Below are 12,614 nucleotides of genomic sequence, written 5' to 3' on the forward strand. Positions count from 1 at the left end.
AAAAAAGCCAGTATCTTTTTGCCAAAATACTGGCAGTAAAGATACTGGCTTTTATTTTCTCGAAAGCAGCTCTATCTATCGCTAAATGATTGTAAATAAACCATTATCAATAGCAATTTCAAGCTGGCTCACAGAAAGGCATTTTATAAGAAAACAGCTAATTAAATAGCAAAATCTTCGATATCACGACCTGCTGCTAGCGCTTCAACCAACCACGTTGGCTTACGGCCACGTCCAGTCCAAGTTTCACTATGATCATCAGTATTGCGATATTTAATACTGCGTTTTTTCTCTAACTTTTCACCAGCTTTTAGTATCTCTTCGATCGTTGCATTGCTATTTTCTGCAATCTGCTCGAACTGCATATACGCATCATACAAACGTTGATGTTGTTTTTTAGCGATAAGTTGTTGAGCGTTTTCAGTGATAGCACGTAACTCATCCACGTTCAAATTTTCTAAATCAATTGCGTTATTTTTGCTCATAATAAATCCAACTATAAAATAAGAGTGTAGCCTCTATTGAGGTATTGTTTTTCGTGAAATAATGCAGTGAACAAATCGTTCATTGGCCATTAAATCTATGTATAAAATATAATTAATTCTAAAGAATATTTAGTTTCTAATAACAGCCCGAACAATCCATCATAAATAGAAAATATATAGCGATAGATGCTCATTGTATCCATTTTAAATAAGATTAGTTTTAGATAAATCTAAACACACAAGTCATCATTCTTTATATGCTGCTATTATAGCTTTGAAAGCAGTTTCTAATAAAAAAAATCTAGTATTTTGACTAGTGCTAGAATCTCACAATAATATTTCGACAAAAATCTACTGTTAAAATGATAGAGTAGTAAGTCAATGCACTATACTCTCAAATACTGCTAATTTTAGAGATAGTTCTGCATCAGCTCTGTAACATACTATGTCGTTGCTATGCTGCTTTCTGAAGAAGTTAACCATTTAATATAAAAATCTATTATCTAAATAGCTTTCGATTTATTAATAAGAAACAAGTAAAACTTTGGCTATTATCATCGAGAGTTATTTTATTTAGAGACGATCAATATATATTAACTATATGCTATATAAAGTTAGTATAGCAATTTTTAAAACCAAACGTCACTAATCATAATTATTTTTTGGTATAAACGGTCAATATAGAGTATAGAAGGTAGTAAGCATATTAACTAATGTAAAAACCAATAGTATTAAACCAATACTGATTAAACTTAAGTTTAATCGTTTACAGATTAAGAGCATACTAAATAAATTAAAAACATTTTTAATAAAAAATTAGTTTAGCTACGTTAAAAAGTATTAACTGAATTATATTTTGGATATAGTTAATCCTCTATAAAAGAGCTACAGTGTTAACCTCGTTTGAAGTATCACAGTTACATCTGCACTCAGTTGCCCTGTATCTCTTTTAAATTGAATCAACTATAGCAAGCATTAAAAAAGCCCTGCAGTTGCAGGGCTTTTTTAACATTAATTTTCTTATAATAATTTATATATTACTATTAAAAAATAGCCCTGAATCTTATTCTCAATATTTACACTAATATGAGGATAAGATTCAGGGCTAAAGCTTTCTATCAAAGAGTTATAAGATAATAAATATCAATACACCTTTACACTTTCTTTCTTATATGATTTAGAACGGAATGTCATCATCTACAGGGCCATCTGGCATGGCTGTAGGCTTAGATTGTGCAGGTTTCTGTGCTGGCTGATTGAACTGGTTTTGCTGAGCAGGCGCTTGATTGTTAAAGCTATTCTGACCACCTTGAGCCGCTGGTTGATTATAGCCGCCTTGATGTGCCATTTGATTATTTGCTTGCTGACCATAGTTGTTTTGGCCATTTTGATTGTCATAACCCTGATTTGAGCCACCTTGGTTATTACCAAAACCACCACTATTGCCTTGTCCCTGACCACCGCCAGTTTGACCATCAAGCATTTGCATTTGTTCAGCGCGAATCTCAGTAATATAACGGTCTTGACCACTTTGGTCTTGGTATTTACGTGTACGCAAACTACCTTCGATATAGACTTTGCTGCCTTTGCGCAGGTATTGCGCTGCGATTTCACCTAGACGGTTGAAAAGTGCGATACGATGCCACTCTGTCGCTTCTCTTTTTTCGCCGCTTTGTTTGTCTGTCCACTGCTCTGATGTCGCAACCGAAATATTGGTTACGCTACCGCCATTGCTGAATTGGCGTGCCTCAGGATCTGCTCCGAGGTTACCGATGATGATAACTTTATTGACTCCGCGCATGATACCGTCCTTTTATTTATGAATAATTTAATAAACTGTTCTAATCGTTATCTGATAGCGTCATTTGATACTACCAATTGTATAATTTTACTTTAACCAATTTTTATCGAAATATCTATAGGCTATCTATGATGCACGTCAGTCTATGTCGCTTAGATACTCTATCTAGGTATGCTAGTCGATATTGTAGAATTCAATAAATAACAGGTAATAGATAAATATGCTGCTATTTTGCCATTTTAAGACGCTGAAGAACACCGTCTACCTTTATCGATATTGCATAGCACCTAACTTACTATCAAGTGATTTAGAGATTTCTAGTTAGCATCGGAAGGCTTACGATGCATACTTAACGTCACACTACCCAGCTCAACGCCAAATTTTTTCATCACTGAGCGATTGAGCATGACATCCTCATTGATAAGATACATCCAATCATCAAAATTCACTTTGTAAGTTTTATCCTCGACAGGTAACTCTAACAAGTAATTCCAGTGCAACGTATTGCCAACCACTTTCCCTGTTGCCTCGCCAATAACATCACCTGCCACACCTTTCCAGCTGCCATCTGTCTGCTCAGTCAGACGCCATATACGCTGCGATTTCGTACCATCTGCCCACGAGAACTTCTCGTTTAATACAATGACATCGTCTCCCTCATGGGTTGCATCAATATCAACATAAAAGCGCTTTTTGACTTCGCCATTTCGACCTTGGAACATACCCCAACCATCGATTTGACCCGAAAAAAACTCATGCATGTCGAGCGTCGGTGTGGTGTTCTGATACGCCTGAATATTTTGTGTGGCGCAACTAGAAGTTAGTAGCATGGCTGATAAACCAAGACCTACGGTTAGCTTGGCTACTGAGCGATGCGCCTTCTTTTTACCCTCAATGACATTACCAGACAACATCTTAAATTTACTCATATTAATTCCTTTTAAATAGAGATAAATAGTTAGTTTCTACTTATTGATACTGATGGTTTATGAGATTGCTGTCTGTGCAATTTTTGCTATTTGGCTTCACTTCCGTATACAACTACAAGTATAAAGCTGCTATATATCTAGCGGACTTTGCGCCAAACTCGATAGCTGCTGACGTGAATCATCCGTCAACTGTGTCTTATCTAACTTTAAATAGGCGACTTGCTCTTTTGCCATGACGACCAGCTCGTCAACGCCATCTACTGCCAGCATCTGTCGTGACCAGTCTTGGATATTGATGTCTTTGGGAATAGTAACCGTTGTGCTCGATAGATAAGGTGGCTGAGAAATGGGAATAATAATAAGCAGTGCGGCACCCATAATAATAGCCAGTATGCCCCACGCCAACAAATTAGGCTGGCTTAATAACAGACCACCCATTGCCCCGCCTACAAACGCCCCAAAGAACTGACTGGAAGAATTAAGCCCCATTGCGGTCGCTTTATTGGCGACTGGTGCGCGCTTAGATATCCATGAGGGAATCGTCGCCTCAAGTAAGTTAAAACCCATAAAGTACAGCAGCAAACCCAATATAATACCAACACCGACCTGACTGCCAAGCGCTAACAATGCTAAAGCGGCGGTCATTAATGCAATCGCACCCAAAAAAACCTGACGCATTTTGCGTTTCTTTTCAGCGATGATGATAAACGGTATCGCGATGGCGAAGCCAATAAACAATAGTGGCAAATACACCATGCCTTGCTGACGTACTGACAAGCCAAGTACGTCACTGAGCTGGTGCGGCAATATCACAAATATCGCAGTCATCGTCAGATGTAGCGCAAAGATACCGATATGTAAGCGGTTAAGATCACCAATCTTGAGGACAGTGGCCAACTGTTGACCGATGGTTTTGTTATCTAGGTTGTGCTTGAGCACACGCATAGGCGTCGGTACTACCACTAATAGCAGCATCGCCAAAATAGCAAATCCCGAGGTCAGCCAAAACAGTCCAGAGATACCGAGCGAGCCGACTAATAATGGCCCAAAAGCAAAGGCCAGCATAATAGAAGTCGCAATCGTCAGACCCATCGTGGCCATCGCTTTGGTACGCATCTCTTCACGCGTCACATCAGCCAATAGTGCCATAAGCACAGCAGAGACCGCACCACTACCCGCCAGCGCCCGACCAATGATCACTTCATAAATATCCGTCGCATTTGCTGCAATCATGCCGCCGACTGCGAACAGTATCAACCCCAGAAAGATAATAGGCTTACGCGGAAATTTATCAGCAGCCAAACTCATCGGTATCTGAAAGATGGCCTGCCCTAAGCCATAAATACCAACGGCCAAACCAATCAAAAACGGCGTCGCGTGTGCATAATTGTCACCATAAACAGAAAATACCGGCACAATCATGAACAAGCCAATCATACGTAAGGCAAAGATGCCACCGACTCCGAGGATTGCCCGTTTCTCTACGCTATTCATACTTGCCTCACTGGTTGATCATTGCTGGTTGCTCATTGCTATCTTTCACGACTAACACTGTGCCATACCATGATTTATCACTACTGGTTTATCAAGGCATTGGCCTATAAATCAAGCCCCCTAGTATAAGACATTCGCCGTTTGGTTGCCGAGACTTTTGTCTTACTGGTGCAGTAACGTATGCGCCCTTAACCCAAGCCATTCATATTACGAGATTATTTTGTTACCAAGTGCATTAGATGCATAGTGACACCTTGAATAATGCTGTCACCATGACAATAAAGTAAAACGTTGTCAGCACAATTAACGGCTAACTCACCATATCTACGTAACGACGAACGCTTCTATAAAATGACATTTTTGGTCAAAACCATAACAAACGATGCCTGTTACTTAACACTGATTCGATTTAGATTTGCTTAGTCCTATAAAAAATAGTGGTAGGAGCGACAAGCAACATAAAGCCAAACAACAATAGAAAATGAATAACTAGGCTGGCTTAACTTTTACTTTATCAATGTATGTACCCCTTATAACGGCACTCTTAATAACGACATTATTTATAACGATACCTTTTATAACAACACTACTTATAACAACATCGAAAATTTAGAATTATTCACGTTTTAACCAACCACTTTACTGATCTGTATTTACTTTTTAGCTTGAGATATTTCCCAATCCCCTTTTAGCAAATAGGAAACCTGTAACCGATGGCACATGACCATATCGCAATACGCGGCGCACGTACTCATAATTTAAAAAACATCGATTTAGACATCCCACGAGATAAATTCGTGGTAATTACTGGCCTATCTGGCTCTGGTAAATCTTCGTTGGCATTTGACACGCTATATGCCGAAGGGCAACGTCGTTATGTCGAGAGTTTATCGGCCTACGCGCGTCAGTTCCTCTCGCAAATGGAGAAACCTGACGTTGATAGTATCGAGGGTCTGTCCCCTGCGATTGCTATCGAGCAAAAATCAACCAACCATAACCCACGCTCGACCGTCGGGACGATTACCGAGATTTATGACTATCTGCGCCTGCTCTATGCACGCATCGGTACGCCATATTGTCCTGAACACGGTGAGCCAATGGTCGCACAGTCGGTCACTGAGATGGTCGATCAAGTCATGGCTTTGCCAGATGACACCAAGATTATGATCTTGGCACCTGTCATCCGTGAGCGTAAAGGTGAGCATACCGTCTTGCTTGAGCAGCTCATCGGTCAAGGTTTTGTCCGTGTGCGCGTCGACGGTGATGTCTATGATACCGATGAGCTACCAACACTGGATAAGAAGAAAAAACATACCATCGAAGTGGTGGTCGATCGCTTTAAAGTCCGTGATGACTTGGGCAACCGTGTCGCTGAGAGCTTAGAGACGGCGTTACGTTTGGGTCAAGGACTGGTCACGCTGCACTTTATGGATGGCAATCCAAAAGAAGGCGGTGATGAAAACCAAGTCATGTCAGCCAAGCATTCATGCCCTGTCTGTGATCGTGCAGTGCCTGAGCTTGAGCCACGCATGTTCAGTTTTAACAATCCATATGGCGCGTGCCCAAGCTGTGACGGTCTCGGAAAACGTCAATATTTTGCCGCTGAAAAGCTGATTACTCATCATGAGAAGTCACTTAATCAAGGCGCAATCAATGGTTGGGACAAGCGTCATGCGTACTATTTTGGCTTGCTTAGCACTGTCTGTAAGCATTTTAAAATCGATATGGATGCGCCATGGCAAGATCTGTCCAAAGAGCAGCAAGACCTTATCATGCACGGCTCTGGTAAAGAAAAGCTGACTTTTAACTTTACTGATGAGCGCGGTCGCAAGACCAATAAGACTGTACCATTTGAAGGCGTACTTCCGTACTTGGAGCGTCGTTATGCCAAGACGCAAAGTAACCTTGTGCGTGATGAGTTGGCTAAATATCTGGCTGATACCACTTGTAACGTCTGTGACGGCGCGCGCCTGAATGAAATCTCACGTAACGTCCGTGTTGATGATCAGACCATTGCAGAAATCGTTAAGCTATCTATCGGTGATGCGGCTGACTATTATAAAACGCTAAAGATTGGCGGCCATAAAGGTGAAGTCGCCGAAAAAATCTTTAAAGAGATTAATGAGCGCTTAAACTTTCTTGTGAGCGTTGGTCTGGACTATCTAACTCTTGCTCGCTCCGCCGAGACACTATCGGGTGGTGAAGCACAGCGTATTCGTCTGGCTAGCCAAATCGGTGCAGGTTTGATGGGCGTCATGTACGTACTTGATGAGCCGTCAATCGGTCTGCATCAGCGTGACAATGATCGTCTGCTAAAAACCCTAACGCGCTTGCGTGACTTGGGCAATACGGTGCTGGTCGTTGAACATGATGAAGATGCGATTCGCCAAGCAGATCACGTGATTGATATCGGTATCGGTGCAGGCGTACATGGCGGTCATATTATCGCTCAAGGTACGGTCGATGACATCATGGCAAACAAAGAATCGCTGACTGGGCAATATATGTCTGGTAAGAAAAAAATCGAAATTCCGACTGTGCGTCATAAAGCCAAAACTATCGATGTAGAAGTCAAAGGTAAGGCCAAAGCCAAAAAAGTACCAATGACCATCGAGCTAAAAGGCGCGTCAGGCAACAACCTACACGATGTAGATTTGACCATTCCTGTTGGGATCATGACTTGTGTGACTGGTGTCTCAGGTTCGGGTAAATCAACCTTGATTAACCGTACCCTTATGCCATTGGCAGCGACTCAGTTAAACAATGCCTCAACGCTGATTGCCGATAAATTTGAGAGCATTAGCGGTCTTGAGCATTTGGACAAAATGGTCGATATCGATCAAAGCCCGATTGGTCGTACGCCGCGCTCAAACCCAGCGACTTATACAGGTGTGTTTACCCCTGTGCGTGAGATGTTTGCCCAGACGCAAGAAGCACGCGCCCGTGGTTATAAGCCGGGTCGCTTTAGTTTCAATGTAAAAGGCGGACGCTGTGAGATGTGCCAAGGTGATGGTCTTATCAAAGTTGAGATGCATTTCCTACCTGATATGTATGTGCCATGTGATACCTGTGAGGGCAAGCGCTACAATCGCGAGACGCTAGAGATTCACTATAAAGGCAAAACCATCGCTGACGTGCTTGATATGACGGTTGAAGATGCCGTTGAGTTCTTCTCAGCGATACCAGCGATCTATCGTCGTCTGCAAGCATTGATGGATGTCGGTCTGAGCTACATCCGCTTGGGTCAGTCTGCACCAACATTATCAGGTGGTGAAGCGCAACGTGTCAAACTGGCGCGTGAGCTTGCCAAACGCGATACGGGACAGACGCTGTATATCTTGGATGAGCCAACCACTGGTTTGCATTTCCATGATATCGATAAGCTGCTCAATATCCTGCATGCCCTACGCGATAAAGGTAATACTATCGTGGTCATCGAGCATAACCTCGATGTCATCAAAACAGCAGATTGGGTGATTGATCTAGGCCCTGAAGGCGGTAAAGGTGGCGGACTGATCATCGCTGAAGGCACGCCTGAGGAAGTGGCAGAAGTCAAAGGCTCGTATACGGGTGAATTCTTAAAGCCAATGCTTGAGGAAGGACTCAAAGACGTCAGCTAAGACAAATTAGTAAATAGTTGATAAAAGGCTACTCTTTAGAGAGTGGCCTTTTTTGTTGACCGAAACTTAGTTTTCGTACTTAATCTACTCTATACCGCTAGTTATCCATCTTCACAATGCCTACTTACTACAATATTGACACTTACTATACTTGGGTCTTTGAAAGCAGCTAAATCTTGAGTAAGTTTCATAGTTGTTGTACAAAAAATAGCAAAGTCATTCTCTATAGCCTCGGTGACTTCACATATTTGTTCTAAGCTAGGAGGTCTACTAGCACTTATTACACAGATTATATTTTTAATGTCAGTCAGGTTAATTTCTGCTTTTTTTAACCCTTCTAAATAATTACTCTTGAAATTAGCTTTGTTATCTTCGGTTGCGTAAATTGTTGGAAGTATATTTAGTAGTCTGTTGCCGCTAAATATATGTTTCCAATCATTAAAGTCATAGCCAATCATAGAGTCATCCTGCCTGTAAACGCTACAAACTGTAGTTACAACTGAATCTATAAAGGAATAATAAAAGTTATAACTCTCTATGCTCATATTGTTTACAAAATCGCTTTTTACTTGTGATGTGGTAAAAGGTATAGCAAAAGTAGGAATAGATGATAGTGTGCTCGCCTTATCCCTTAAAGCATTTTCGGATTTAGTTTTAAAACTATTTATTTCATCTATGGTTGAAGGGAGAATTACGAAAGTCAGTGCTGATGTATAAGCTATTTCTTCTTGAAAGATGCGTAAACAATCAAAGCTAGCCTCGTTTTCAACTAAAAAAACTATGACTTTCTGACTTATAAGCTGCTGACTTCTATCGACTTCGGTCATATTCCTTAAATCGTATAAACTAACTATTTCAAAATCCGAATCATGAATGCCGAGTTTTAAATATCTATTAGAGGCTTTATTAAACCTATTTTTACCAATATTTTGCGCTACCTTTTTAGTTACTTGACCTGTTATGACGAGCATAAATCCTTCAGGTTCTTTATAATCAGGAATATCACTCATTGTATATTTAGAATTACTGCTCATAGTAGTTAACTCTTTGCCATGTTTTGGAAAGCATGAAGGTCTATATTAGTTTGATAGACTTAACCTGAGGATCAAACTTAAAACCACTAGGAAATATAGCTATGCTTAGCAATAGTTTCAAACAGAATATTTTAGTTTTACAAGAAAAGGAGCAGGAATTCCAGCAAAAACATGATAGGTCAAAACTAGATTTTAATATATTCACGATCCTACGTAAGACAGGTGAAGAAGTTGGTTTACATTCTCGCTTTCTCGCTGAACTACTGAATCCTAATGCTAGCCATAAAATAGCAGATTTCCAACAATTATTCATTGAAACGGTATTAAATAATGCCATAGCGACACAAGAGTGGGATCGAGAAAAACTAGACCCAAAGGTCGTTTACAGTTGTGAAGTTGAATATAAATTCCATCACTCAAATCATGGAATAGCAGATATTATTTTCGAAGTCAAAGACAATGATATCAAAAAAAATGTCATTATTATCGAAAATAAGATTTATGCTCTAGATCAAAAAGACCAGCTGGGAAGATATTATAAAGCTTGCCAAGAAATGGGTTATGATGATAAAAATATCTATATAGTATATTTAAATCGTTTTGGTGATGACGTATCACACTATGGCAAGGGTAGTATTAATAACGAAGACTATGGTGTAATTAGCTATAAAGAAGACATCTTTAACTTTTTGACGCTATGTAAGCAAAAGGTAGTAGATTATCCACATATAGAGCAGACTATCGAGCAATACATTAATACCGTTGCTAGAATTACAGGTCAAACAAGGAATGCGAAAATGAAGCAAGAGTATGTAGATTTTTTGGCAGATGACAATAACCTTAAGACAGTATATGAACTAAGCCAGAATTTTGAAACCGTTCAAAAGAATATTCAGAATGAGATGTGGAATAGTTTGTTGGCTTATTTCAATAAGAAAAATTTAAATTTTACTTTTTGCGATAACCAGCTGTCTCCTTATAGCCAAGAAAAAGCAGTAAAACAGTATTTTTCAGGTGGTGGTACGAAAGGTAAAGCTAAGGCATATGGTCTATGCTATAAAATAACCGAAAAAAACAATGTGGGAGTTTATTGTTATATTGAGTTAAATCATCGTTTATATTACAGCATAACGTTAGTAGACAAAGATGGACGTCTATCAGAATGTCCAAGCAATATGCAAAGTTTCGAAGCGGCAGTTGAGAAACTACCTAAAAATTGGAAGTATCAAAATAAGAAGCAAAATTTAGGTGGGCAAGTTTACCCACCACGGTCAATTAACTTTAAAAACCCTGATGATAATTTTTTCGATATTATCAATGAGGAAAGTCGAGAAGAATGGGTGACTGAAACAGCTAATGGTATTATTCAAATGATTGATGATGTAAAGAGCATTCATATGTAGAAAGCTTGACACTATTTTTGATAACTTAGCTAGGAGCGGTATTAAGATAATAGGAACGCCACTGGTTATTAGTCACCGCTCTAGCAGGCAACCAAGATATGAGCGAGAAGCAGGATTCTCTCCCCAAAAAGCCCAACCTAAACAAACTCCCTCTCAACATTCATTACCCTTGCATCTACCGTACGTTCTAGCTTTTCCTCAATTTGACTACATTGCGACTCGACCTCACGTTTAGATAGTCCAACGATCACAAACGTCCATTCACTGGCATCATGCCGATCGCGGCCGCCGCTCTCACAGACCGCGACACTTGGCGTATTGCCAAAGCGCGCGTGCAAGCCGCCCATGCATTGGCGCTTTTCTTTTAGTGAGCCACAACCGGGCAATGAAAACATCAGCGTCAAAATAGCGATATGCATTTTATGCTCCTTGCCAAAAAGATTTATACTTTATAGTAGCATCAAATATAATATCCGATAATGTCTGCGCATCACCATTCAGACCCTTTATAATAGCGTATCAATACCAACCAACACGCGTATCTCACCCATGACCTCTATCAGCTACGTAAAGCAGCAGCGCATTACCCGACTATGCGTGCGCTGCGGATTACTCCTTATGCAGTATGGCGCTGAGTCTGCCGTGGTGGTGGACTTGTCCAAACGCTTGGGGCTTGCCTTAGGGATGAACAGCGTCGAATGTTCGCTGAACTTTAACGCCATTACCTTGACGACTATCTGTGACGAGCGCTGTATCACTACTACCAGAGACACGATCAATCAGAGCATCAACGTCAATCTGTTGGTACAAATCCAGCAAATCGTCAATAAAACCGAAGCCACTGTCGATCATAATGACTTGATTGACCGCACTACCCTTGACTTTGATGAGTTGGATAAGACCGTATATCCAACGTGGCTCGTCAGTCTATTTGTGGGTGCATCTTGTGCGGCTTTTGCTTATTTGAATGGTGGTAGTTGGTCGATTACGGCGGTGACATTCATCGCTGGCATGGTAGCGATGTTTACTCGGATCTATTTGTCCAAACACCACTTTAACCCTTTTATCACGGTCATTGTGACCGCTTTTATTGCCTCACTAATTGGGGCGACGACCTACTATTTTGATATTGGTAATAATGCCGATATCGCTGTAGCTTCCAGCGTACTGCTATTGGTGCCCAGCTTTCCTTTGATTAACTCTTTGTCCGATATCTTAAAAGGCTATGTCAATATTGGCGTTGGGCGTGCGGTCTTTACCTATATGCTTACCTTATCCGCGTGCGTCGGTATCGTGATGGCATTAGTTTTACTTCGCATACAGCACTGGGGGTTTTAAGATGTGGTTTATTGAAACCGTCATACTGTCTTGTATCATCACCCTTGGTTGGACGCTGATGTTTAGCGTACCCAAACGCTATATCTTGCCGTGTTTGCTGATGACCGCATTTGGCTTTGGATTAAAAACAGCACTTGTTTATCAACACATTCATATCGTGGTTGCTAGCTTTTTTGGCGCGATGCTTGCCAGCTTTTTGGGTGTGTATTTTTCTAAGAAATATACTCTACCGCCCAAAGCGCTCATCTCGCCTAGCGTCATTTGTATGATGCCTGGTATCGCCGCCTATAAAGCGATGGTCAGTATGGTGCAGATTGGCTATTTTGGCTTTTCAGATGAGTTATTTAGCCAAATGATGGTGTATTTGTTTGAAGCGCTGTTTGTGACCTCAGGATTGGTGCTTGGCTTGTCCATTCCGGGGTTGTTATTTTATAGACGTCGTCCTATTGTATAAGTGGGTTTGAGGGGATTTAAATATCTAAATGCTAGGCATTTCTTAACCAACCACCG

General features: G+C 40.7%; 10 protein-coding genes. 4 read left to right on the top strand and 6 right to left on the bottom strand.

The window, feature by feature from the left end; translation table 11 throughout:
* Window positions 1–161 precede the first annotated feature (161 nt).
* The 4 genes from AK824_RS10415 to AK824_RS10430 form a co-directional block, all read right to left on the bottom strand.
* A complete protein-coding gene (locus tag AK824_RS10415; RefSeq protein WP_057761322.1) occupies window positions 162–485 on the bottom strand; it encodes an H-NS histone family protein in 324 nt (107 codons plus the stop codon).
* A 1,177-nt stretch (window positions 486–1,662) separates the two neighbouring features.
* Window positions 1,663–2,286, bottom strand: a complete 624-nt coding sequence (gene ssb / locus AK824_RS10420) for a single-stranded DNA-binding protein (RefSeq protein ID WP_057761324.1) — start codon at window positions 2,284–2,286, stop codon at window positions 1,663–1,665.
* Window positions 2,287–2,603: 317 nt separating this feature from the next.
* Window positions 2,604–3,215 carry a DUF3833 domain-containing protein gene (locus AK824_RS10425; RefSeq protein WP_082624632.1) on the bottom strand — a complete coding sequence of 204 codons (612 nt, stop codon included), beginning with the start codon at window positions 3,213–3,215 and terminating at the stop codon, window positions 2,604–2,606.
* 129 nt (window positions 3,216–3,344) lie between these two features.
* Window positions 3,345–4,709: an MFS transporter gene (locus AK824_RS10430; RefSeq protein WP_057761326.1), complete on the bottom strand. Its 1,365-nt coding sequence runs from the start codon at window positions 4,707–4,709 to the stop codon at window positions 3,345–3,347.
* Between the two features lie 713 nt (window positions 4,710–5,422).
* Between AK824_RS10430 and uvrA the strand changes: the two genes are divergently transcribed.
* A complete protein-coding gene (gene uvrA / locus AK824_RS10435) occupies window positions 5,423–8,329 on the top strand; it encodes an excinuclease ABC subunit UvrA (RefSeq protein WP_057761328.1) in 2,907 nt (968 codons plus the stop codon).
* Between the two features lie 101 nt (window positions 8,330–8,430).
* Here the strand turns inward: uvrA and AK824_RS10440 are convergent, their stop codons facing one another.
* Complete coding sequence (locus tag AK824_RS10440) at window positions 8,431–9,363, bottom strand: hypothetical protein (RefSeq protein ID WP_057761331.1); 933 nt, start codon at window positions 9,361–9,363, stop codon at window positions 8,431–8,433.
* A gap of 101 nt (window positions 9,364–9,464) precedes the next feature.
* Between AK824_RS10440 and AK824_RS10445 the strand changes: the two genes are divergently transcribed.
* Complete coding sequence (locus tag AK824_RS10445) at window positions 9,465–10,766, top strand: PDDEXK-like family protein (RefSeq protein ID WP_057761332.1); 1,302 nt, start codon at window positions 9,465–9,467, stop codon at window positions 10,764–10,766.
* Window positions 10,767–10,903: 137 nt separating this feature from the next.
* Here AK824_RS10445 and AK824_RS10450 read toward each other — a convergent pair whose 3' ends face one another.
* The gene (locus AK824_RS10450; RefSeq protein ID WP_057761335.1) at window positions 10,904–11,185 is read right to left on the bottom strand and encodes a DUF503 domain-containing protein; all 282 of its coding nucleotides are present in this window, start codon (window positions 11,183–11,185) and stop codon (window positions 10,904–10,906) included.
* 130 nt (window positions 11,186–11,315) lie between these two features.
* Between AK824_RS10450 and AK824_RS10455 the strand changes: the two genes are divergently transcribed.
* The gene (locus AK824_RS10455) at window positions 11,316–12,104 is read left to right on the top strand and encodes a threonine/serine exporter family protein (protein ID WP_057761338.1); all 789 of its coding nucleotides are present in this window, start codon (window positions 11,316–11,318) and stop codon (window positions 12,102–12,104) included.
* Between the two features lies 1 nt (window position 12,105).
* Complete coding sequence (locus AK824_RS10460; RefSeq protein ID WP_057761340.1) at window positions 12,106–12,558, top strand: threonine/serine exporter family protein; 453 nt, start codon at window positions 12,106–12,108, stop codon at window positions 12,556–12,558.
* The last annotated feature ends 56 nt before the right edge of the window (window positions 12,559–12,614 follow it).

The sequence above is a fragment of the Psychrobacter sp. P11G3 genome, from assembly GCF_001435845.1.
Taxonomy (GTDB): Bacteria; Pseudomonadota; Gammaproteobacteria; order Pseudomonadales; family Moraxellaceae; genus Psychrobacter.

Excerpts from the sequence above, each read along its gene's own strand:
- AK824_RS10460 (WP_057761340.1), top strand. The coding sequence starts at position 12,106 with ATGTGGTTTATTGAAACCGTCATACTGTCTTGTATCATCACCCTTGGT.
- AK824_RS10455 (WP_057761338.1), top strand. The coding sequence starts at position 11,316 with ATGACCTCTATCAGCTACGTAAAGCAGCAGCGCATTACCCGACTATGC.
- AK824_RS10445 (WP_057761332.1), top strand. The coding sequence starts at position 9,465 with ATGCTTAGCAATAGTTTCAAACAGAATATTTTAGTTTTACAAGAAAAG.
- uvrA (WP_057761328.1), top strand. The coding sequence starts at position 5,423 with ATGGCACATGACCATATCGCAATACGCGGCGCACGTACTCATAATTTA.
- AK824_RS10440 (WP_057761331.1), bottom strand. The coding sequence starts at position 9,363 with ATGAGCAGTAATTCTAAATATACAATGAGTGATATTCCTGATTATAAA.
- AK824_RS10430 (WP_057761326.1), bottom strand. The coding sequence starts at position 4,709 with ATGAATAGCGTAGAGAAACGGGCAATCCTCGGAGTCGGTGGCATCTTT.
- AK824_RS10450 (WP_057761335.1), bottom strand. The coding sequence starts at position 11,185 with ATGCATATCGCTATTTTGACGCTGATGTTTTCATTGCCCGGTTGTGGC.
- ssb (WP_057761324.1), bottom strand. The coding sequence starts at position 2,286 with ATGCGCGGAGTCAATAAAGTTATCATCATCGGTAACCTCGGAGCAGAT.
- AK824_RS10425 (WP_082624632.1), bottom strand. The coding sequence starts at position 3,215 with ATGAGTAAATTTAAGATGTTGTCTGGTAATGTCATTGAGGGTAAAAAG.
- AK824_RS10415 (WP_057761322.1), bottom strand. The coding sequence starts at position 485 with ATGAGCAAAAATAACGCAATTGATTTAGAAAATTTGAACGTGGATGAG.